We start from the raw sequence: 22,212 nt of genomic DNA, 5'->3' as shown, positions 1-22,212 counted from the left end.
GATTTTCAAAGGTGAAAGAAAGGATGTCCATAAATGAACCGAAGAATATCTATGTGGTTGCGCGGTCGTGGCTCTCCATGGAGACCTGCCGCCGCCGTGATCGCCACGGTATCCATGATGCTGGCGACGGTCATGGGCCCCCATTTCGCGGGGATGCGGGCGCAGGCCGTCGAGCCCGTGCAGACCACCACCATCTCGCACACCAAGATCACCGGCGACGGCAACTACTTCACGTTCGCCGACAACGCCTGGGATCCGGGCAACGACGTGCATACGTGGTCCAAGGCGCCATCCGACAGCCTCCCGGCGGAGGACATCTGGTATACGGTCCGATTCTTCGGCAGCGCAATCGACGTCTATGCAGGCAAGAACAGGCCCATGGGCAAGGTGAAATACTATATTGACGGAGCGGAAAAAGGCACGTACAGCCTGTACAACGCCTCCAACATCAACGAGACGAAAATCGCGTCGTTCACCGGGCTTGACGAAGGTGAGCACGTGTTCAAGGCGGTGGCCACAGGCGAGCGGGACACGAATTCCACGAACGCGCTGATCGACTGCGCCAAGGTCGTCGTGACCCATCAGCCGTACGTGGTCACCGGCGTCACACTCGACACGACCTCGATGACGCTGGGCGTTGGCGACAGCAAGCGGATCTCGTATACGGTGGCGCCCGATTACGCGACCATCGATGACATGACCTACACGAGCGGCGACACGAGTGTCGCCACAGTCGGCGCAGATGGCACGGTCACCGCGGTCGCGCCGGGAGCCACCGCCATCACCGTGGCCTCGACTGCGGCCGGCATCAGCAAGACCGTCGACGTCACCGTCGCCAGGATGACACCGAACCTGACCGGCGGCATCGTGGACCCCGATACGCAATACACGCAGAAGCGGTTCGACGAGGTGAAGGCCCTCACGACGAACAACCGGGCGCTGAAAGCGTGGAAGAACGACAAGGTCAACAGCGAGATCTCGCTCGCCGCGGTCGGCACCACCGTCTCGAACCTGACGGTCACCGCAAGCGACCTGACGTCGCAGGGCGGCGACGTCATCGCCAGAAGCAACGTCACGGCCACGTTCATCAAGTCCACCAGGGCATACAACGGCAGCTATCTCGGCTACGGAGACCCGAACCGCGAGGTGCCCGCCGCCACCGAGACCAACCGCTCCGAAAGCAACGACATCCTCTACCAAAGCGGCCCGATCACGGTGAAGGCCAATCAGGTGCAGAACATCTGGGTATCGTTCGCCATACCGAAGGACGCCAAGGCCGGCACCTACACCACCACGCTGACCGCCACCGCAGACGGGATGGAAACGCCGCTCACATTCACCTACACCATCGAGGTGAAGGCCGCTACGCTGCCTGATCCGGCAGAGTATGAGAAGAACTTCGACGTGGAACTGTGGCAGTACCCGTATTCCTCCGCGGAATACTACGGCGTCACCCCGTTCTCGGACGAGCACCTGCAGATCCTCAGATCAAGCATGGAACTGTACAAGTCCATCGGCGGCCACGCCATCACAACCACCATCAACGAGGACGCATGGTCCGGCCAGACCTACAGCGCCAACGCCATCCACTACCCGTCGATGGTGAAGTGGACCAAGAGCGGGGGCGGGTTCACCTACGACTTCACCGACTTCGACAAGTGGGTGACGTTCAACAAGGGACTCGGCATCGGCGACAAGATCGTGATATACAGCATCGCGCCCTGGCACGGCAACTTCACGTACTGGGAGAACGGGACGATGAAGTCCGAGAAATACACGGTCGGATCCGAGCGCTGGAGGAGCGTGTGGACCGACTTCCTGCGCAAGCTCATCGAGCATCTGATGGACAAGGGCTGGTTCGACGAGTCGTACATCGGCATCGACGAGCGCGGCTTCAGCGCCGACGCGTTCGACCTGATCGACTCGATACGGAATATCCACGACGTGCCGTTGAAGACCGCCGGCGCGATGGACGGCTTCGTCAACAAGTTCGACCTGGCGCTGCGCGTCACCGACCTGAACGTCGGCGACACCGCGGCGGCGGCCCATCCCACCGACTTCACCCGGCTGATCGAGGCGCGTGAGGCAAAGGGCCTTCGCACCACGCTGTACTCCTGCACCGAGCATGAGCCCGGCAACTTCTCGCTGTCCGCCCCGGTCGAAAGCTACTGGTCGGTGGTCAACGCGGGCGAGCAGACCAGCGGCTTCCTGCGCTGGGCGTACGACGCATGGGTGGCCGACCCGCTCAACGACGCCACGCACAACGCCTTCGAGCCCGGCGACCCGTTCCTGATTTATCCGAGCGAGAAGAGCGGAGACAAGGTGTCCAAGTCGTCCGTGCGCCTGGAGCGCATCGCCGAGGGCGTGCGCGACGTGAACAAGATCAGGCTCATGGTCACCGAGATCCCCTCGTTGCAGGCCGATGCCGACGCGATGTACGCGAAGATCAGAACGACGGTGACGACCTCGCACTCGTATCTGACCGACGCGCAGGTCACACAGCTTGCCAATGAGATGAGCGGATTCAAGGGTGACCTCGACACGCTCACCGACAAGTACATATCCCTTAAGGCGCAAGGCACGAGCACGGTGGAATCCGTTGCCATCGACGGCGGCGACCAGGAGATCATGCTGGGCACGGCGAAGCAGCTGACCGCGACACTCAAGCCGGCGAACCTGCTGAACGCGTCCGTGACATGGCGCTCGTCCAAGACCGGCGTCGCCACGGTATCCGCCAAGGGCGTGGTGACCGCCGCCGGCGTGGGCTCCACCACGATCACCGCCACGTCCAAGGCCGACCCGACGAAATCGGCGAGCATCACCCTCACCGTGACGCCACAGGTCGTGGCGCAGGGGCTGCACTACTACTCGTTCGACGACTCGAACGCCAACGACTCCTGGGGCACCCGCAACGGCACCGCCGACGCCACGGCGCAATACGTTGACGGCAAGTCCGGCAAGGCGCTCAAGGTCACGGACGGCAAAGGCGTGACCCTGGCCGGCGGCAACGACATCGCGAAGACGGATCCGTGGACGATCGGCTACTGGGTGCGTTCCGACGCCGAACTCACCGGCCGCTCGGCCGTGATGACGAGTGCGGACGGCAAGTACTCGGCCGACCTCAAGATGGACGCCGACCGCGAATCCGGCTTCCGTGTCGGCACCGCCAGCGGCGACGTGCTCACCTTCCGGTACGACTTCCAGCCGGGCACGTGGTATTACATCGCGTGGACTCAGGACAAGGCAGCCGGACTGACCATGTACGTCAACGGCACGAAGATCGGCGCGACGAACACGTGGACGAAGATGCACGATGTCGTCGCCCCGATCGACGTGATCGGCGGCCCCGGCTTCACTGGCCTGATCGACGAGGTGAAGATCTACAAGCGCGTGCTCTCCGACACCGAGATCGCGGCCGGCATGCTGCTGCCCGGTCTCAACCTCGCCGAGCATGAGACCGATATGTACATCGGCGGGACGTACACCATCGTCGCCAACCTGCAGGGCGGCGACGGCGATGGTACAGTCACGTTCGAGTCGAGCGACCCGACCATCGCCAAGGTCGACGCCTCCGGCACCGTTACCGGAGTGTCCCGCGGAACGGCGGTCATTACCGTCCGGGGAGGTGGATTCACCGACATGGTGACCGTCAACGTGAGCCGCGAACTCACCATGAAGAACACGCTGCCGCAGTACAAGCTCGACCAGACGAAGGTCACGGACGTGCACAAGTCACTCGACACGTCCAACCAGTACTTCGGCCAGCCCGACATGATCCGCACGAAGAGCGGCCGTCTGATCACCTCGTTCCCGCAAGGGCACGGCAAGGGACCGTTGATCATGAAGATCAGCGACGACGACGGCGCCACCTGGACGCGCAAGACCGACATCCCCGCGTCGTGGGCCGGTTCGCAGGAGACGCCGACCCTGTACGTGCTCAACCTGGCCGACGGCACCGAACGCATCATGATGATCACCGCCTGCCCGGGCTGGGGCACCGACTCCGCCGGCAACAGGTACGGATGGAACACATCGTATTCCGACGACAACGGTGAGACCTGGACCGAATACCGGCACTGGCAGTCCAACCGCACGTACGACAACGCCAACAACGACGCCATCGTCGCCATGGCGAGCCTCGTGCAGCTCAAGGACTCCGACGGCAACGACATCCAGAAATGGATGGGCGTCTACCACAACTACGCGTACGTCAATTTCAGGACGTACCTCACTTTCGCCGAGAACGGCGACGAGCAGTGGAGCGAATCGGAGCCGTATCTTGCGCAATGGCGCAGCATCGAAAGCGCATACCAGATGTGCGAGATCGGCATGTTCCGTTCTCCCGACGGCAAGCGGATCATCGGTCTGGCGCGCAGCCAGTCGCACAACAACCCGGCGACACTGATCTACTCCGATGATGAGGGCGAGACGTGGAGCAAGCCGATGGATCTGCCCGGCTCGCTGGCGGGCGAACGGCACAAGATTGCCTACGATCCGATTTCCGGCCGTCTGCTGGTCACGTTCCGCGAGATCAACTACGATCTCAACGGCAACAACCGGTTCGACGGCGGCAACGACTGGAACGCCGGCGACTGGGTGGCCTGGGTCGGCACCTACGACCAGCTCATTAACCAGGAGGACGGCGAATACCGCATCCTGCTGGCCGAGGACTGGGCGAACAACGCGAAGTCGGGCGACACCGGCTACGCGGGTGTAGCGGTGCTCGACGACGGTACGTTCATCATGGACACGTACGGTCACTGGGACAAGGAATTCTCGCAGAACTGGCCCGGCGGCGTCACTACCGACCGCTGCTATATCAAGCAGGCGAAGTTCAAGCTCGGCGAGGTCGAATACGCGAACGGTCTCATCGACCGCAGCGGACTGAAGGCGGCAATCAAGCGGGCAGAGGCGCTGAATGCGGCCGACTACACGGCTGACTCGTGGGCGAAGATGGATGCCGCAGTGAAGGCCGCGAAGGCCGGAGATGCCGACGAATCCCTGCAACAGGCGCAGGTTGACGCGCTCGCCGCCGCCATCGATGCGGCCATCGACGGGCTGAAGGCCAAGGATGACGGTGACAAGCACGGACCGGGTGATGGTGGCAAGCCGGGTGACGGTGACAAGCCCGGCGACGGCAAGCCCAGCGACGGCAAGCCGGGCAAGGGCGACGAGACCAAGCCCGATACCGGCAAGAAGGGCGGGCTGAGCGCCACCGGTGCCGGCATCGTTCCGATCGCCGCCGCGGCCCTGACGCTCATGGCCGGTGCGGCGCTCGCACTGGCCAAGCGCTGAGACGACATGGGGCGGTCGGCCCGTCGGACGGAGAATTTTCGTCCGGCGGGCCGATTATTTGCAGCCTCCGACCACGACACGCCCGGAGTGCGTAGCACAATCGTCGCGTGCGTTTGCGGGAATCGGCTCCATGGCGGCGTTTCATGAAATTCGGCATGCCGATCTTGCTGAGCACTCCGGGCGTGTCGCGATGGAATGCCGCCTGTTTAGTCAACATTCCGGACCGACGCGAGCCGCATAGGTCTTCGCTGGCAAATCCTCACTTATGGCCACGATTGCCGTGAGAAACTTATGGTATTGGCAGCGTGGCGTTGATAATGCTTGGCGCCGTGAAGGGATAGCGAGGTCTGCGACATGAGGAACCGTGTGATTCATCGCAATTCGCCGTTCCGTCTACTCGCCGCGGCGCTCGCCGTGCTGACGTTGACCTTATTGGCGGTTATGGTGCCGTGCGAGGGAGAAGCGCACGCAGCCGCGCCCATCAAGGTCGCATGCGTGGGCGACAGCCTTACGGACGGCTCCAAATCCAGTGGCGGCAAGAAAGGCGACACCGCATATCCGGCGTGGCTCGGCCGCATCCTCGGCAGCGGCTATGACGTGCGCAATTTCGGCGCCGCTGGTGACACGCTGCTGCGGGGCACGGGCTGGTCATATTGGGATTCGGCCGAATTCCGGCAGAGCAAGGAGTTCGCCCCCGATATCGTCATCATCATGCTCGGCACCAACGATTCCAAGGACGCCTACTGGAACGAGACACTGTACAGGACCGGGGCGAAGGAGCTGGTGAGGGTGTACCGGGATCTCGCCAGCCGACCGGTCGTGTATTTCGCGAGTTCACCGCACTCATACCGGGTCGCCCCCGGTACCAAATATGTCTCCGTCAACTCCGTGAACAGGTTACATCCCGTACAGGAGTCGCTGATCCGTGACGAGCGTTGGAACACCATCGACCTGTACGCGGCGACCGCGAACCGGCGGCAGCTGTATGACGCCGACGGCGTTCACTTCAACGACGACGGGTACCGGTTCCTCGCCGAGCAGATCGCAGGCGTCATGCACCGGTCGGCGCAGATCATCGGCTCCACCGGAAGGGAACGGGTCATCGCAAACGAGACGGAGAACGGCGCCACGAAAAGAGCCGGCGTGGAATTCGGCCTTACCTCGCAGGGTACCACCGCCGGGAACGCCGGCGATTCGTCCGATGGCAACGGGAAACGGGATGCCCTGCGCGGCTCCGATGCCGTCGTGGCCATCATAGCCATGCTGTCGGCGGGCATTACCGGAGTGGCGCTCGTGCTGGGCGGACGGTCGCGACACGCCCGGGTTGAAGGTGTCCGCTCGCGGCCGTATTCTATATGACTTGTAAACCACAGACCGTTGGTTGGAGTGTGCAAGCACTCACGAAGTTTGGTTCGCCAAGCCAGCGCAGGTTGAGAAATATGTGCCCGTAATACGGCTCGCCGGAAACGGTTGTATGTTGCTCTGCCTGTGCGCAGGGCTTTTTTATTGCCCTGGCAGGGTGCGCGGGACTTCGCAGGATCAATGGCCGATCTAGGAAGGAACGCCATGAAGAGGCCCGAAAAGGAAGCGGTAGTCGCTCAGCTTACGGAACAGTTCCGTAACGCCGACGCTGTCTACCTGACTGAGTACCGCGGGCTTACCGTTCCGCAGGTTTCCGAACTGCGCGAAAAGCTAGGCCGCGATACTTCCTACACTGTGGCTAAGAACACGCTGGCGCGCATCGCCGCCAAGGAAGCGGGCATTGAGGGTCTTGACGACCTGCTCAAGGGCCCGACCGCCATCACCTTCGTGAAGGGCGACTTCATTGAGGCTGCGAAGACGCTGCGTGACTTTGCCAAGACCAACAAGGCTCTCGTTATCTCGGGCGGTTATGCCGACGGCACCGTCTACGACGGCGAGGGTGCTACCAAGCTGGCGGACATGATGTCCCGTCCGCAGCTGCTCTCCAAGTTCGCAGGCGACCTCAAGGCCACGACCGCCAAGGCCGCATACCTGTTCGTCGCTGTGCCTACCAAGGCCGTGCGTACGATCGACGCTCTGCGCGAGAAGCAGGAAAAGGCAGCTTGATTCTCATGCGGCTTGCCGCATGAACCACAATCGGAAAACAACACACATCAGGCGGACGGCAATCGCTGAAGGCCGCCGCCAGAATGAAAGGAAGCCATCATGGCTAAGTACACCAACGAAGAGCTGCTGGAAGCTTTCGGTGAAATGACCCTCGTCGAGCTCTCCGAGTTCGTCAAGGCCTTCGAAGAGAAGTTCGACGTCGAGGCTGCCGCTCCGGCCGCCGTCGCCGTTGCCGCTCCGGCTGCCGGCGCTGCCGCCGAAGAGGAAGAGAAGACCGAGTTCGACGTCGTCCTGACCGCTGTCGGCGACAAGAAGATCCAGGTCATCAAGGCTGTCAAGGCCATCACCAACGCTGGTCTGGCTGACGCCAAGGCCATGGTTGATGGCGCTCCGAAGGCCATCCTGGAGAAGGCCAAGAAGGAAGACGCCGAGAAGGCCAAGGCTCAGCTGGAAGAGGCTGGCGCCACCGTCGAGCTCAAGTAATGATCGCGGGAGTGAAACCCGCACATTGCAGCTTTTCACAGACCCTGCTGTCGCACATGCGGCCGCAGGGTCTGCGCGTATGCGGCGGTCCGCGCACCGGAGCCGAGACCGCTTCTGTGAACGCCTGACACGGCCTGACATGGGCGCTCCGCACCGGTGTGCGCTACAATCCGAAATACCGGCATCAATGCGATAATGTTGTCAATTCATCGGTCATCAATCCCTGAAAACACAGCGGGACATGACACAATGGCACATAGTATGCGAACGAGCGTGAAAGGAAGGGCGGCACGTGACTGGCGATCAGCGGACGATACAGCAGTGGACGGTGAGAATCGGTGGCATCGATCAGAAAACCGTGAAGCCGGGAGACAGCATCGAAATCGGGCGCAAGCCGTTGCGGCCGTTGCCCGATGACGGCACCGAACGCCTGGAGATAGCGGACGGCACGCGGTCCATGTCGAAACGCCATGCGACCTTCGCGGTGAGTCAGAACGGCGGCGGCACCGTGCGCGATCTGGGCTCGACCAACGGGTCATATGTGGTGCGGGGCAATGGCGATCTCATGCGTCTGCCGCCGAACGTCGATTTCCTGTTGCCGACTTCACCGATGCGCCTGCAATTCGGCGATGTCCCCGTCGATTTCATTCGTGTGGAGCAGCCGGTGAGCGACACGTTCGTCGTGCCCGACCTGTTCGGATACGCTTTGGAGACCGTCAAGCAGGAGCCTGATGTGGCCGACATGTCGGTGGATGACATTCTTGACCTGCGTGCAGGGGAACCTACCGCCGCGATCAGCGCTGCCACCGTGCGCAAGCGTGTCGGTGAGCTGAATGCCGCCGCATCGCAGACGTTCCCGCCGCAGAAGACGACCACGGCGGATGGATTGGAGGCGGATTCCGCGGCCGGCGCCGCTGAGCCGGATTCGGAGCTTGCCGTTTCGTCGGATGCTGCCATGCCCGTTGAGGCCGCGGTGCTGGCCAAAACCGTGTCGCCGGCTGAGGCCGACGCTGCTGAGAGCGATGCCGAGGCCAAGGTTCCGGAAGCCGCCGAGTCCTCCGAGAATGCGGCGCCTGCGGGTGCCGTTGATGCCGCGGACGCGGCCGTATCCACTGAGACTGCGACATCCGATACGGCATCGCCTGAAACCGTGACTTCTGGAACCGTGGCATCCGAGTCCGCCGCGGATACGGTACCGGCTGATTCCGCTGTATCTGATTCTGTAGTGACCGCGGCCCAATCGCAGACCAACGATGAGCCGAGCGAGCCCGATTCCATGCCGTTGAACGTGGCCGGTGCCGGTGCTAAGCCGGCGGTGGCGTTGCCCCGCGACCTGTTCGCCGACGCGCTCGCCGAGGACAGCGAAGAGGCCGGGCAGTCCACCGCGCCCGCAGAGCAGGCGGATCAGTTGGCGAACGGACAGCCGTCCGACGACCGATTCCAGCAGGCGCCATCCGATCAGGAGGCGCACGATGACATCCGTCAGGCGGTGAACGAGGTCGCAGCCAACGCGGCCGGTGTGGAAGTCACCGCCGGCGCCGTGGCAGGCGACGGCGTCGTGAAAGCCGATACGGACACCGCCCACGGGGAGATTCCGGAAGAGCACCGCCGGTTCGCGCAGCCGAACGACGACGAGGCGGACTCGACCGGTTCGTTCCGACCCGCATTCGAGCCGGGATCGGTGTTCGAACTCGTGTCGAAAGGCAGGCTTGCCGCCGCCGAACCGAAAATCGAAGTCAACGGGTACACCTCTGACCAGGCGAAGACCACGGAAGACTACACCGAGCAGTTCGCCATCGCGAATTGCGAAGAGCTGTTGCCGTTCCTCGCCATGAATCCATTGCTGTACGATGACCTCTATAATTGGCTGGAAGATCAGGGCAAAGCGGACATCGACGCCGCGCTGGAGAACAATGAGGGCTACAAGAGTTACCGCAAAGCGGTAGGGAAGTGAGTCGGGTCATGAGCGAAAGCATGCAACAGGCGCCCCAATCGCTGGAACGCATGCGTCAATGGCATGAGCAGTACCGCGCCGGATTGGTGCCGTCCCCATTGGAGGACATCAACCAGCTTGGGGCGAAGCTCGATTTGACCCATGCGCATCCCTCCGGCATCGCCCAGCTGTTCGCGGGAGGCCGCGCGTCGCTGGATCTGCTGTTTCGCGACAACGGCATGCTGCGTGCGGCGAACCGCCGACTGGAGCGGGTGCTTGACGAGAAGGCCGCGAAACTGCGCGTCAGCGGCGTCGCGGAACTGTCTCTCACCGTGGGAGTTGCCACATGGGACGACGGTGCCATGCCGGTGCTGCTGTATCCGGTATCCGTGCAAAGCGCCCAGGATGAAGGCGATGTGGCGGTGATCCGGTTCGTCGGGCATGTCCGGCTCAACCCTGCGTTCGTGACGGTGATGCGCGAGCAGCACGTCGAACTTGACGAGCGGGAGCTGTTCAACGGCGCCAACTACGAGAGCGGCACGCCCGAAACGTCCGCGGTGTTCGCGGCGATCACCAAGCGTGCGGAGAAGGTGTTCCCCGATTTCACCATCGAGCGGCAGATTATCCTGGGCTGCTTCATGTCGCCCGGCTCGCTGATTCTTGCCGAAAGCCAGCACATTATCGATACGCTGGCCGAGGGGGCGACCGGCAACACGGTGCTGGACGCGCTCGCGGGCAGCAAGGAGGCCGCCGAAGCGCTCAAGGACTCCGGCGCACCTGCGTTCAGCCCATTCGACGCCGATCCGCACAACGAGTTCGAAGTCGGCGATGTCGACAACGCCGTGCGGTACGCGGCCGATATGGTCGCAGCCGGGCATTCACTCGGAGTCGATGTCGTCAACGGGCGTGACACCGCCGATTACGCCGCCGCCATCGCGTCGCGCTGCGTGATGAACGGCCGCAGCGTACTGTACGTGCCGTGCATCGCCGATCAGAAGCGTCGTTTCCGTCAGGCCATCAGCGCCAATGAGCTCAGCGGCCAAGTGCTCGACGTCTCGGACGAGCGCTGCAATGACAGCATCGACCATCAGCTGATCGCCGCGGTCGGATTCCAGCCCGGCGTCGCCAGCTCCCGGTTCGACCAGATCGCCGATGAGCTGGTCGGCGTGCGTTCCCGTCTCACCCGGTATCTGGGTGACCTGCACTGCACCGACAAGCAGTGGGGCGTGTCCGCGTACCAGACCATACAGAACCTCGCCGAAATCGCCACGTTGCCCGCGCATCCCGCCACCCGAGTGCGGTTGCGCAAGGAGACCGCGCGTGAGATCGGCGGTCATCTGGACGAATGGGCGGCGAAGCTCAGGCGTGCCGGCGAGCTCGGCGAATTCACGCTCGGACCGGAGGATACCGCTTGGTTCAAGGCCTCCATTACGTCCGAGGATGAGGCTGTGACCGTCTACCAGCGTGTGGTCGATCTGCTGCGCAAGTTGCTGCCGTTGACCCGTGAACAGGTGTCGTCCACCGTGCAGACATGCGGGTTCCCGATACCGAACACCGAGCAGGAGTGGGGCCGTCAGGTGCAGGTGCTGAAGAACCTGCGCCGCGTGCTCGACGTGTTCCAGCCGGAGATCTTCGAGCGCGACATCGACGCGATGATCGAGTCGAGCAAGTCCAAGGCCGAACGCAAGGCCGAAGGCACCACTATCGGATTCTGGGAGCGTCGCCGCCATATCAAGGAGGCCAAGAGCCTGCTGCGCGTGGGCGCACAGGTCGAGAACCTGCACGATGCGCTGCAGGTCGTGGCCAAGCAGGCTGCGCAATGGCGCATGTTCGTGCCTCACGGCGGGTGGCCGGTGCTGCCGAACAAGCTCGACGACATCATCGCCACGCAGGAGGAGCTGGCTCGCGACCTGACGGCGCTGGACGCCGTACTGTCCACCACCGTGCAGGGCGGTGATCTGGAATCGCAGGATTTCGTCGCCGTCGAGGAACGTCTGAAGGAGCTGTTCGACGACCATCTCGCGCTGGACACACTGCCGGAGCGCTGCCGTCTCGAACATGAATTCCAGACGGCCGGGCTCACCGAACTGGTCGAGGACCTGCACACGCGCCGTGTGCCGGTGGAATCGGTGGATGCCGAACTGCAGCTGGCATGGTGGACCACGGTGTTCGAGAACATCGTGCGGGCGTCCGCGATCATCTCCAATCAGGATGGGTCGGCGTTGCAGTCCGCTGCGGATCGTTTCGCGCAGGTGGACACCGAACACGTGCGTTCGGTCGGTCCGATGGTCGCGCAGGAATCCATGCGCCGCCTGTGTGAAATGCTGTTCTCCCGCACGCAGGAATCCAACCAGCTGCACACGGTGCTGGCCGGCAAGACCCGCATCCCGCTCAGCCGGATACGCCGTGACCACCCCGAGATCCTGGCCGCGGCCAAGCCCATCATCGTGGCGACCCCGGCCACGCTTGCCGCGCTCACCGATCCGACGACCCTCGCCGACGTGGCAATCATCGACGCGGCCGCGCACATTCCGGCCATCCAGTTGATGACCATCGTCTGCCGCGCGAAGCAGGTGGCCGTGCTGGCCCACCGGTCCACTGTGACCTCGCCGAGCGTGAAGGCGCTGATGGAGCTGCTGCCGAGCGTGAAGGTCCGCTCCCACCCCGTGCGGCGCGCGCCCAGGCTCGCCGCGTTCCTGGAATCCCAGGGGTATGGCGAGGTGCGCTATGACGTCACGACCGAGCCGTCGCAAGGCCGGGTGGCCTTCCACAAGGTCGAGGCGAACGGAACACCGGTCATGGCCACCGGATTGGTCGAGAGCAGCCAGCAGGAGATCGATGAGGTCGTCCGCATCATCACCGAACGCGCGGCGAGTTTCAACGTGGTGCCGGTCGGCTACACGCTGACCGTGGTCACGCTCACCGACGCGTTCCGTTCGCGACTCGGTGCGGAACTGAAATCGCTGGCGTCGAAGAACAAGACTATGGGGCAGTTCCTGCGCCACGTGCGCATCGTCGCGCTGCCGGAGATCGCCGGGGCCCAGTCGACGGACGTGATTCTGTCGTTGTGCTACGCGAAGACCGTGCATGGGCGTCTGCTGCAGCAGTTCGGCGTGCTGGAGGGCGAAGGCGGACGTGCCATGCTGCTGGATGCGCTGGCGCTGTGCGACCGCCATCTCGATATCGTTTCGGCGTTCGACGAGTCTGATCTGGACGATGAGCGACTTCACCAGCCCGGACCGCAGCTGCTGCATGCCATGCTGCGGTGGGTGGAGCAGCTGGACGACCACGTGGTGCGTCCGGTGACCATCACCCGGTCGAACAATGTGCTGTTCAATGATCTGGCGGAGCGCGTGCGGTCCCGCGGACTGAACGCCGCCGTCGACTACGGGTTCGACCGCGGCCTGCACATTCCGATGGTCGTCGGGTTGCCCGACAAGCCGTTCGCGCTGGCCGTGCTGACCGACGACGCGCAGTTCATGAGCGTGCAGTCCACGCGTGAACGGCATCGCGGCCTGATGCAGGACCTTGCGTCGCTGGGCTGGTCGGTGATGAGCGTGTGGAGTGTCGGCGCATTCGTCAACCCGGACAAGGAGGTCGATGCGATCGTGTCGCGCATCGGCGAGATCTACGGGGATGTGCGATGAGCGGCGATACTACTGGTGACGGGGATCGTGTGGCCGCAGATGCCTCGGAGCCAAGGCCGTACAGTGCCTCGCGTCGTACGCGGCGCGAGCACAAACGCGTCGTGTTCCACGGAACCGAGCGCTTCGATGCAGACGGCGTGAAACTCGAACCGGGCGATATGCGCACCGAGCAGCAGCGCGAGGCCGACGACGACAAACGCATCCTCGGCGAACTGCCACCCCACTGGGCCATCTTCAACGACAAACGTTGAGTGTGGTGACCACCCCTGTCGCGCGAACAGCGAGACTGGAGGTGGCTGCTGCGGCTGAGCAACCGCAGCTATTGCGCAGTGACGGCCATAATCGGACCGAGTTCCTGTGCGTTGATGATTGATATGGCTTCGTCGGGAGTCAAAGCAAACGTGATGAGCGTGCCGCCGGTCATCGCATCGTCATGGGCGGCATCCATCGCCGTGGCCGATCGCGCGAGAACGCATGACCGGCCGCCTGCGGATTCGTCACGCGATGAAGTCGTACCAGTCGAAGCGTCGCAAGGGGTGCCGGATACCAGATCCATGACATCACCGGCCGCGATGCCGTCCACCGTGCCGGTGACCCGTACATCGATCACCGTCTGACCGGGTTCCGCCACCGGCCGCCGCGAAACTATGGCGCCGAACAGCGGCTGCCCGGCGGCGATGTCCGTCTGCGCGATGCCTCCCGCCGCCTGATTCGCCGCATCGAGCGTCGTATCCCAACCATCCGATACGGGCATCTGCCGGATCTCCACGTCCTCCGCGCCGATACGCGCGCCGCGTGGGATGAGCCGTGCCGCCACCACGACCGGTTGCGTGACGATGCTCGCCGTCACGCATTGCAGTGTCGCGAATGCTGCAATGGCCGTGCAACAGGCCGCCATCAGCCGCCGTGTGAGCCGCAGCATCCGACGTTGGCGCAACGTGGGGCGCTTCAGCTTCTCCAATATAGAAAAAGTCACCATGCAAGCATGGTGACTGAACGTTGTTCCGATGCGCAAGCCGTGACGAAAATGTGGTCGAAGGCTCGGCAGTTATCCACATCTTGGGCGTGTCGCACATGCGCGGGCCGAGCACTGGCCGCCGGAAGACGGCGAACGCGCCAATGGCAGCTGCTTATTTGCCGGAGCCGCCGCGCCCGTCGGTGCGGTAGAAGCCGTGCCCCTTGAACTCGATCGGCACGGCGGAATACACCTTGCGCACCTGCTCTTGCCCGCACTGGGGGCACACGGTGATCGGGTCGTCCTCGAACGACTGCTGCTCGGTGAAATCGTATCCGCAGTTCTTACAACGGTAATGATAGGTTGGCACGGTTCCTCCCTGGTCGAAGCTCATTATATGATTCCGGCACGTATGCGATGCCCGGCATACGCATCAAGTCCGTTCATATCCTAGTCGTCACGCGGACACCGCGCCGCTCGACGTCTCGTTTTGTTCCCTCCGCGAACTTGCGCGGATGGCGAACTACAGGCGTCGGGCTCCCTGCGGCGTGACCACCCAGTCGACCGGGATATCGTGAGACTGGCGGGGCAGGTCGTCTGCCATGCATTCCCACGGCCAGCAGACGGCGACGACCGGCACGCCTCCGCGTCGGTATGTCAGCGCGCGGTCATACCAGCCGCCGCCGCGCCCAAGCCGGACGCCATGTGCATCCACGGCCAGCGCGGGCACGATGATCAGGTCGGCATCGCCAAGGGCCGCCGGGCCAAGCGTCTGCGTATCCGGCTCATCCGGCCGTTGTGCCATGCCGGTTCCCTCGCAGGTCACGCCATGCAATGAGACCATGTCGGGCAGCAGAGCCCATCCCACGTCCAGACCGGAGCCCAAGCGCGGCACAAGGACGCGCAGCCCGCGGTCGAGCAGCAGGGACAGCAGCGGCCGCATGGGGATTTCGCTGCCCATCGACACGTAGGCGGCCACGGTCGGCGGCCGGTGTCCGCGGCCGTGTGGCGCGGACATGACGCCAGACGTGCCGGCCTGCACGCCGACCAAGTCCAGCAACGGCACAATGTGTTCGGCCAGTGCCGCCGCGGCCGCGTCCCGTTCCTGCCGCGTCACGGTCTTACGCCGCGCGATGGCGTCCCGTCTCAGCTGTCTCTTGCGCAGATCGTCCGACATATCGGCATCGGTCGTCTGCCGGCGTTGGCAAAGGTTCATGGTTACGTTCTATCACGGACGAATGTCCGTCATCGGCGGACGGTGCGCCGTGTCGGAGACGCGACGATGGCACAATGGGTGCGTGTCCGTTTTGCAATCGATATGCGCCGTGTTCCGGCAGCCGGCAGCGCCATCCATCCGCGTGCCGCGGTGGATCGGCATTCCGCAATGCCCGATAAAGCTGCGGCCGATCACGGCGGACGACGAAGAGGAGTGGAACGAGGTGCGGTGGCGCAACGATGCGTGGTTGCATCCATGGGAGTCAGGCGATCCCATGCACGGCTCGCCGATGACCTACAACCAGTGGATGCAGCAGATGCGTCACAACGAGCAGACCGGCCGCGGAGTGGTGTTCGCCATCGATTATCATGAGCATATCGTCGGCCAGATTTCGCTGGGAGCGATAGATCTGGGATCCATGCGCACCGGTGTGATCGGGTATTGGGTCGATCAGCGGTACGCGGGGCATGGCTTCGCGCCGATGGCGGTGGCGCTGCTCGCCGACTGGGCGTTCTGTGATCCGACCGGCCCTCGGCTGCACCGCATGGAAATCGCATTACTGCCGGAAAACGAGCGCTCCCGCAGGGTGGCGTGTAAAGTGGGGTGTCATTATGAGGGCGTGCGGCCCCGGTACATGTTCGTCAACGGGCAGTGGCGCGATCATGAGACCTACAGCCTGTTCGCCGAGGACGCCGGCGACGGGTTCATCCATCGTCTGATAGCTCGACACGCCATGCCGGAATCAGTGCAATCGTAAGGGGAGTCTCCTATTCTTAAGGACATGGGTTATGAGTCGCTGAACACCGTGGTGGTGCTGGTGATTCTGATGGTTATCGCGGTTGGCTGGCTGCCCAGGCGGACGGTCAACAGCATGAAAAAGGTGGCCGAGCACCGTCAGGACAGGTACTCGTCGTCGTTGCATCTGGTGGATGCCGACAGCGGTACTCGATTCTCCGACGAGCATACGCCGCAGCCGAAAGGGGCTATTATGCAGCGGGCGCAAACGAGCACCACGACGCCGACCACGGCGAAAGTGGCGCATATTCGCGAGCTTCGGCGTGCGGCGGTCCGTCGTCGGCGCATATTGGCGCTATCGCTGCTGCTGATCACGGTGCTGGTGCTGGTGCTGTCGATGGTTCTGCCTTTCAGCGCCCTGTTCGCGCTGATTCCGGGCGTGCTGCTGGCGGTCGTGTTGGCGTTGGGCGTGCGGGCCTCCAGTCAGGCCCGTCGCTGGGAGCATGCGCTGGCCGAGGCGCGGCGCAGGGAACGTCTGGCGAAACGGGCCGGGGCGATTGCCCGCCCGCGAGCAAAGTCCCCGTCTCAGGCAAAGTCCACGTCCCCAGACAAGTCTGCGTCTCCGACCAAGTCTGCGGCGAAGGCAATCGCTGATACGGCCGGTGACCAGGTAACCGCCACCGCGAATCCCTCTGCCGAGACCGAAGTGAAGACCGACGTGATGGAACGCCGGGAGATTCGTCAGGCGCTTCACCGCGCACGTATCGAGCAGGATCGCGCGTTGGCCGCCCGTGAGGCGCGGCAGAAGGCCCATGCGATGGCTGCGTCCGAAAACGGCCGGCATGATGTGGATGCGGCATCGGAACAGTCGGAAGCGGCCGTAACGTCGGCCGTGCAGCCTGAGCCGCGGCAGGATGCCGTCGCGCAGCCGTCCGCGGACGAGTCCGCGACGAATGTCGTGGAGCCCGCGGACTCCCATGCCGAAGTGGTCGTCGAGGAGGGGAGCGCCCCCTCGGGCGGCGACATGACCACGGAACTGGATCGGGTGCACCCGGCCGCGGCCTTGGACGCCTTCGAAGTGGCCGCGTCTCAGGATCTGATTTCGTTCTCGTTGGGCGAGCCGCGCAATGGCGTCGACCGCCATGCGCCCGCGCCGGAGAGCCTGGAGATCAAATCGACGAAGCAGGTCGCGAAGGCCGTTCCCGCACTGGTTGCCGAGCAGCCCGCCACCGTGGACGGCGGCGATGCAGGGCAGTCGGATGCGGATGCCACCGTTGCCGCGGTCATGGATGACGCCTCGGTGAACGATACCGACGCGTTCCATCAGACGGAGGTGCGGTCAAGCGTGGATGCCCCGGATGCGTCCTCCGACTCGCTGGGAACCGGCCTTGAGGCGATTCTCGCGCGCCGCTCGTCGTGATTGCGTGTGATTTTCTCTCAGAGCGTTAGCAGTCGAGTTGGCAGAGTGCTAACAATCGCGCTACGATGAGTGCTAGCGCGAAGGGATGATGCCCGAAGTGATCGTCAGCCTCTGAATGGCGGCATTCCATCGCGGGACCATACGATTGGATTTCAAGAATACGAGGTGACCCACAGTGTCGATCAAGCTCACACCGTTGGAAGACAAGATCATCGTCAAGCAGGCCGCTGCCGAGACCCAGACCGCGTCCGGTCTGTTCATCCCGGACAACGCCAAGGAGAAGCCGCAGCAGGGTGAAGTCCTGGCCGTCGGCCCCGGCCGTCGTGACGACAAGGGCGAGCGCATCCCCATGGACGTCAAGGTCGGCGACAAGGTGCTGTACTCCAAGTACGGTGGCACCGAAGTGCACTACGAGGGCGAGGACTACCTGATCGTCTCCTCTCGTGACGTGCTCGCCATTCTTGGCTGAGTGAACGCTGCACGACAGCGCCGTCAGCACGGAACCCCGGATCGCATGATATGCGCCGGGGTTTTCCTATGTCTGGCCGCACTCGTTTGGTAGACTGTGCGGAAGGGAAGACGATACAAGGGAATTCCGATGAGGCAGGCAATCATGATGGTATGTCCGAATTGCGGCAAGCCGATCAGCGCGGGAGGTCACGGCCGTGCCCGCGCCCGCAGCGCCGAAAGAACCCGACCCGAGTGAGACGCGTGTCGCTGCCGTCAAACAGGTGCTCGATACCAAGCTCGCGCAGTACGGCGGCACATGGTCGGCGCCCTACATCGATCTGGAAAGAGGCCGCGACGTCACAGTCAACGACGAGAAACTCGTGGCGGCGTCACTGGTCAAGCTCTACATCATGCTGGCCGTGTTCGACGGCATCGAGCATGGCACCATCACCGATGACGCGAACGTGAACGCCCTGCTGAAGCAGATGATCACTGTCAGCTCGAACGAAGCTGCGAACGGGCTGCTGTCGCGCATCGGCAACGGCGACGGCAAAGCCGCCATCGCCACCGTCACCGCGACCGCGCAACGATACGGCTTCACCTCCAGCGAGGAGCTGCGCACATTGACCGGCATGGCCTCGGGCAACGCGGTGGAGAACTGGACCTCGACGCGCGACTGCGGCTCGTTCCTCTCTCAGGTGTACGCCGGGACGCTGGTGTCGAAAAACGCCAGCGAACGCATGATGCAGCTGCTGCTCGGCCAGACGCGGCGCACCAAGATTCCCGCGGGCGTGCCGTCCGGTGTGAAGGTCGCCAACAAGACCGGCGAGCTGGCGGCCGTTCAGAACGACGTGGCGATCGTGTTCGGTACCCATCCGTATGTGCTCGCGGTGATGAGCAGCGACATCTCCTCAGCCGTGGCCCCAAGCCAGATCACCGAACTGTCCCGCGCCGTATGGGACGCCGCACAATAGCCGCACCCGCTGACGGGGACTGTCGGCGGGGCCGACTGGGGTGGTACGCGCAACGGGTATCGAAAGCAACGGCGGAACTGACGAAGACATCGCGATCGACACTCCCGCCATGTCGGCGGCGGTCATCGGCGACATCATCGACGCGCTTGCCGGCGTGCTGTCGTGCTCCCGCGAGGTGATTGAGCTTGCGGTAATGACGCTGGTCGCGGGAGGGCATCTGCTGCCGAGCGATCTGACCGGTGTCAGCGTGTATTCGCAGGCCACCGGTTCGTTCGATTTCCATCCGGGACCGTTGTTCGCCAATCGTCATCGCCGACGAGGTCAACCGTGCGAATACGAAGGCGCAGTCCGCCATGCTGGAGGCCATGGGCGAGGGGCAGATCAGCGTGGACGGGCATACCCACAGGCTGCGGCAGATTCGCTCGATCGAAAGGGTCCGTGATATCCGTGCGGCATGCCGCAGGGTGACGTTGGCGCCTGAGATGGCGTCGTATATCGTGGCGCTGTCCGCGGCGACCCGTGACGCGCAGGGCGTGCGGTTCGGAGTGTCGCCGCGAGGCCGCCTCAACGTGGCGGCGATGACCCGTGCGCGGGCGCTGATGCAGGGTCGTGATTTCGTGATGGCGGATGACGTGCGCTCGGTGGTGGTCCCGGTGCTCGCCCATCGAGTGTGCGCCGGCGTCGATGCCGGATGCGGTTCGGCCTGATGGAGGCGGTCGGAGAGACCGGATCGCCGGACGCGACGAACGGCATGGGGCGGGCTTGGCGTGCGGCGTGGCGCGAGGCGTGCGATTCGGCATGGGACGCGGGCGTGAGATGGTCGCCTGTCGACACTGAGCGCGGTATTGCCGATCGCATCGCCGAATGTCTGGAAGCCGTGACGCCGGAAGGGGAGTCCGATTTCGGCGCGTATCTGGCCGAACTCGCGGACCATGTGACAGCCGGCGCGTCCGACGTCCGTCGCGCCGTCGCCGGAACCGTTGCGCGGGTTGTGCGCCCGGTGCGCCGTCGCCGCGAAACGACGCGGCAATGCGGTCTGGCGGATGTTCAGATGGCCGTTCCCGGCGTCATTGCGCAGAAAAACATGATGCGAGTATCGAAGGTGAGATGCCGTGATACCTTGGAAATACTTGCGACATGCCGTGTGCGACACGCGAGTTGCAAAAGTCGGCGACTTGTGTTTAGATAGCCAAGTTGCCGGTTGAGGCCACAGCCTCGACAAGCAGCCATGGCGGATTTCCCAAGCGGTCAAAGGGAGCTGACTGTAAATCAGCCGCTTCGTGCTTCAGTGGTTCGAATCCACTATCCGCCACGCCCCGATAGCTCAGTGGTAGAGCACTTCCTTGGTAAGGAAGAGGTCGTGAGTCCAATTCTCACTCGGGGCTCTCTGGCGGGATAGCTCAGCTGGCTAGAGCGTACGACTCATAATCGTAAGGTCAAGAGTTCGAGTCTCTTTCTCGCTACAAAGGCCGGTAAGCCACCGGTAAACAACGACCACAGAGGTGAACCACATGGCAAGCAAAAGCGCCGATATCCGTCCGGGCATCACGCTGGCATGCACTGAGTGCAAGGAGCGTAACTACATCACGACGAAGAACCGTCGTAATACGCCCGACCGTCTTGAGCTGAAGAAGTTCTGCCCGCGTTGCGGCAAGCAGACCGTGCACCGCGAGACCCGCTGAGCTTTATCAAGTCTTTGTCGTAAAAGCCCGACCTTCACCGGTCGGGCTTTTGTCGTTTCATCGCCCCGGCCGTCGCACGGCCGCCGCTCGCGGGACGGGCGCGTGTACCCTAGAGGGCATGACGAGTTTTGCAGATCTGACCACTATCGGCGTCGGCGGCCATATCGCCCGATTCATCGAACCGACCTCGCGCGTCGGGGTGATTGAAGCGGTGGAGGACGCGGACTCCAAAGGGCTGCCGCTATGCGTGATTGGCGGCGGATCCAATCTGCTGGTCGCTGATGGGCCGTTCAATGGCGTCGTCGTGCGCGACGCCCGCCGGCAGATCACCGTGCCCGACGAGGCCGCGCCGGTCGAGAACGGCGAGCGAATCGTGCACGTCAACGCCGAAGCCGGCTGCAACTGGGATGATTTCGTCGCGTTCACCGTCGAGCTCGGGCTGGAGGGCGTGGAAGGTCTGTCCGGCATCCCCGGCACAGTCGGCGCCTCGGTGGTGCAGAACATCGGCGCGTACGGACAGGAAGTCGCAGGCGCGGTCGAATCCGTGGAGGCGTGGGACCGTCGGGACAAGCGGACGCTGGACATCGCGGCTGCCGACATGGGATTCGGATACCGTATGAGCGCTCTCAAGACGAGCATGTATCAGGCTCCGGCGGTGCCGGCCGGCGAGTTCTTCCCGACGCCGCGATACGTGGTGCTGTCGGTGACATTCGCGCTGCGGCACAGCACTACCGGCACGGTCGGTTACGGACAGCTCGCCAAGGCGCTGGGAGTCGAGGTCGGTGACCGCATGGAGACCGCGGCCATCCGCAACGCCGTGCTCAAGGTCCGTGCGGCCAAGGGGATGCTGGAGGATGCCGCGCGTTATCTTCAGCCGGCGATGGCCGGCACCAAGCGCGACGTCAACGTGCGCATCGCGCTCGAAGCGCAGCGTCGCCAGCTGGCCGCAGGCGCGGACACGCCCGTCGTGCGCGATCCCGACCGGCACAGCTGCGGCAGCTTCTTCATGAATCCGGTGCTTCCCGCCGATGCGGCCGATAGGCTGCCGCAGGACGCCCCGCGTTTCCCCGCGACGCTGCCGGATGGCACGGCGGGCGTGAAGACCTCCGCCGCCTGGCTGATCGATCATGCAGGATTCCATAAGGGGTTCAAGGTCGACGAATCCTCGCCGGCCGGCCTGTCTACGCTGCACACGCTGGCACTGACCAACCGCGGGGATGCGGCCGCCTCCGACATCGCGGCGCTGGCGCATGCCGTGCAGGACGGCGTGGAGGCGGCGTTCGGTGTCCGCCTCGTCCCCGAGCCGGTCGTCGTCGGCATGGACCTGCGTTAGC

At 63.8% G+C, this 22,212-nt stretch carries 18 protein-coding genes and 3 tRNA genes; 18 read left to right on the top strand and 3 right to left on the bottom strand.

The annotated features are described in order from the left end of the window. The first annotated feature begins 33 nt into the window (after positions 1-33). The 7 genes from MMB49_RS08195 to MMB49_RS08165 all read left to right on the top strand — a co-directional run bounded on the left by MMB49_RS08195 (position 34) and on the right by MMB49_RS08165 (position 13,697). Positions 34-5,295, top strand: a complete 5,262-nt coding sequence (locus MMB49_RS08195; protein WP_047270887.1) for a glycoside hydrolase domain-containing protein — start codon at positions 34-36, stop codon at positions 5,293-5,295. A gap of 354 nt (positions 5,296-5,649) precedes the next feature. Then, complete coding sequence (locus MMB49_RS08190) at positions 5,650-6,654, top strand: GDSL-type esterase/lipase family protein (protein ID WP_047270885.1); 1,005 nt, start codon at positions 5,650-5,652, stop codon at positions 6,652-6,654. Positions 6,655-6,861: 207 nt separating this feature from the next. Continuing rightward, entirely contained in the window at positions 6,862-7,383 is a 522-nt protein-coding gene (rplJ, locus tag MMB49_RS08185; protein WP_003814430.1) for a 50S ribosomal protein L10, read from the top strand. Positions 7,384-7,482: 99 nt separating this feature from the next. Next, positions 7,483-7,866: a 50S ribosomal protein L7/L12 gene (gene rplL / locus MMB49_RS08180; RefSeq protein WP_003814432.1), complete on the top strand. Its 384-nt coding sequence runs from the start codon at positions 7,483-7,485 to the stop codon at positions 7,864-7,866. Between the two features lie 292 nt (positions 7,867-8,158). Further along, the gene (locus MMB49_RS08175; RefSeq protein ID WP_047270883.1) at positions 8,159-9,820 is read left to right on the top strand and encodes an FHA domain-containing protein; all 1,662 of its coding nucleotides are present in this window, start codon (positions 8,159-8,161) and stop codon (positions 9,818-9,820) included. A gap of 8 nt (positions 9,821-9,828) precedes the next feature. After that, positions 9,829-13,446 (top strand): helicase, encoded by a 3,618-nt coding sequence (locus MMB49_RS08170; RefSeq protein ID WP_047270880.1) that lies wholly within the window; start codon positions 9,829-9,831, stop codon positions 13,444-13,446. Beyond that, entirely contained in the window at positions 13,443-13,697 is a 255-nt protein-coding gene (locus MMB49_RS08165) for a hypothetical protein (protein ID WP_013363879.1), read from the top strand. Before MMB49_RS08170 ends, MMB49_RS08165 begins: the two co-directional genes overlap by 4 nt. 68 nt (positions 13,698-13,765) lie before the next feature. Here MMB49_RS08165 and MMB49_RS08160 read toward each other — a convergent pair whose 3' ends face one another. From MMB49_RS08160 to MMB49_RS08150, 3 genes are all read right to left on the bottom strand, one after another. Further along, positions 13,766-14,344, bottom strand: a complete 579-nt coding sequence (locus tag MMB49_RS08160) for an SAF domain-containing protein (RefSeq protein ID WP_229940951.1) — start codon at positions 14,342-14,344, stop codon at positions 13,766-13,768. A gap of 232 nt (positions 14,345-14,576) precedes the next feature. Continuing rightward, on the bottom strand, positions 14,577-14,771 hold the full coding sequence (locus tag MMB49_RS08155) for an evolved beta-galactosidase subunit alpha (protein ID WP_003815625.1): 195 nt from the start codon (positions 14,769-14,771) through the stop codon (positions 14,577-14,579). Between the two features lie 153 nt (positions 14,772-14,924). Then, positions 14,925-15,578, bottom strand: coding sequence for a 5-formyltetrahydrofolate cyclo-ligase (locus MMB49_RS08150; RefSeq protein WP_003814444.1), 654 nt, complete (start codon positions 15,576-15,578; stop codon positions 14,925-14,927). A 61-nt stretch (positions 15,579-15,639) separates the two neighbouring features. Here MMB49_RS08150 and MMB49_RS08145 point away from each other — a divergent pair, with 61 nt between their 5' ends. The 11 genes from MMB49_RS08145 to MMB49_RS08095 all read left to right on the top strand — a co-directional run bounded on the left by MMB49_RS08145 (position 15,640) and on the right by MMB49_RS08095 (position 22,211). After that, the gene (locus MMB49_RS08145; RefSeq protein ID WP_013390238.1) at positions 15,640-16,374 is read left to right on the top strand and encodes a GNAT family N-acetyltransferase; all 735 of its coding nucleotides are present in this window, start codon (positions 15,640-15,642) and stop codon (positions 16,372-16,374) included. A gap of 24 nt (positions 16,375-16,398) precedes the next feature. Further along, positions 16,399-17,772, top strand: coding sequence for a hypothetical protein (locus MMB49_RS08140; RefSeq protein ID WP_047270876.1), 1,374 nt, complete (start codon positions 16,399-16,401; stop codon positions 17,770-17,772). 175 nt (positions 17,773-17,947) lie between these two features. Then, positions 17,948-18,241, top strand: coding sequence for a co-chaperone GroES (groES, locus tag MMB49_RS08135; RefSeq protein ID WP_003814450.1), 294 nt, complete (start codon positions 17,948-17,950; stop codon positions 18,239-18,241). 196 nt (positions 18,242-18,437) lie between these two features. Next, complete coding sequence (locus MMB49_RS08130; protein ID WP_047270874.1) at positions 18,438-19,196, top strand: serine hydrolase; 759 nt, start codon at positions 18,438-18,440, stop codon at positions 19,194-19,196. 239 nt (positions 19,197-19,435) lie between these two features. Beyond that, a complete protein-coding gene (locus MMB49_RS08125; protein WP_116453799.1) occupies positions 19,436-19,903 on the top strand; it encodes an AAA family ATPase in 468 nt (155 codons plus the stop codon). After that, complete coding sequence (locus MMB49_RS08120) at positions 19,888-20,385, top strand: hypothetical protein (protein WP_047270871.1); 498 nt, start codon at positions 19,888-19,890, stop codon at positions 20,383-20,385. Before MMB49_RS08125 ends, MMB49_RS08120 begins: the two co-directional genes overlap by 16 nt. 41 nt (positions 20,386-20,426) lie before the next feature. Next, positions 20,427-20,508: transfer RNA gene (locus MMB49_RS08115), tRNA-Tyr, on the top strand. Position 20,509: 1 nt separating this feature from the next. Further along, a tRNA-Thr gene (locus MMB49_RS08110) sits at positions 20,510-20,581 on the top strand. 4 nt (positions 20,582-20,585) lie between these two features. Beyond that, positions 20,586-20,659: transfer RNA gene (locus tag MMB49_RS08105), tRNA-Met, on the top strand. A gap of 48 nt (positions 20,660-20,707) precedes the next feature. Beyond that, entirely contained in the window at positions 20,708-20,878 is a 171-nt protein-coding gene (gene rpmG, locus MMB49_RS08100; RefSeq protein WP_003814458.1) for a 50S ribosomal protein L33, read from the top strand. 118 nt (positions 20,879-20,996) lie between these two features. Then, on the top strand, positions 20,997-22,211 hold the full coding sequence (locus tag MMB49_RS08095) for a UDP-N-acetylmuramate dehydrogenase (protein WP_003815639.1): 1,215 nt from the start codon (positions 20,997-20,999) through the stop codon (positions 22,209-22,211). Position 22,212 lies beyond the last annotated feature (1 nt).

The organism is Bifidobacterium sp. SKU, assembly GCF_026016405.1.
Taxonomy (GTDB): Bacteria; Actinomycetota; Actinomycetes; order Actinomycetales; family Bifidobacteriaceae; genus Bifidobacterium; species Bifidobacterium bifidum.
This window is presented reverse-complemented; position numbering and strand designations above follow the sequence as displayed.

Coding starts and splice junctions, on each gene's coding strand:
- MMB49_RS08195 (WP_047270887.1), top strand. CDS start 34: ATGAACCGAAGAATATCTATGTGGTTGCGCGGTCGTGGCTCTCCATGG.
- MMB49_RS08190 (WP_047270885.1), top strand. CDS start 5,650: ATGAGGAACCGTGTGATTCATCGCAATTCGCCGTTCCGTCTACTCGCC.
- rplJ (WP_003814430.1), top strand. CDS start 6,862: ATGAAGAGGCCCGAAAAGGAAGCGGTAGTCGCTCAGCTTACGGAACAG.
- rplL (WP_003814432.1), top strand. CDS start 7,483: ATGGCTAAGTACACCAACGAAGAGCTGCTGGAAGCTTTCGGTGAAATG.
- MMB49_RS08170 (WP_047270880.1), top strand. CDS start 9,829: ATGAGCGAAAGCATGCAACAGGCGCCCCAATCGCTGGAACGCATGCGT.
- MMB49_RS08165 (WP_013363879.1), top strand. CDS start 13,443: ATGAGCGGCGATACTACTGGTGACGGGGATCGTGTGGCCGCAGATGCC.
- MMB49_RS08160 (WP_229940951.1), bottom strand. CDS start 14,344: ATGGCGGCCTGTTGCACGGCCATTGCAGCATTCGCGACACTGCAATGC.
- MMB49_RS08150 (WP_003814444.1), bottom strand. CDS start 15,578: ATGTCGGACGATCTGCGCAAGAGACAGCTGAGACGGGACGCCATCGCG.
- MMB49_RS08145 (WP_013390238.1), top strand. CDS start 15,640: ATGTCCGTCATCGGCGGACGGTGCGCCGTGTCGGAGACGCGACGATGG.
- MMB49_RS08140 (WP_047270876.1), top strand. CDS start 16,399: ATGGGTTATGAGTCGCTGAACACCGTGGTGGTGCTGGTGATTCTGATG.
- MMB49_RS08120 (WP_047270871.1), top strand. CDS start 19,888: ATGCGGTTCGGCCTGATGGAGGCGGTCGGAGAGACCGGATCGCCGGAC.
- rpmG (WP_003814458.1), top strand. CDS start 20,708: ATGGCAAGCAAAAGCGCCGATATCCGTCCGGGCATCACGCTGGCATGC.
- MMB49_RS08095 (WP_003815639.1), top strand. CDS start 20,997: ATGACGAGTTTTGCAGATCTGACCACTATCGGCGTCGGCGGCCATATC.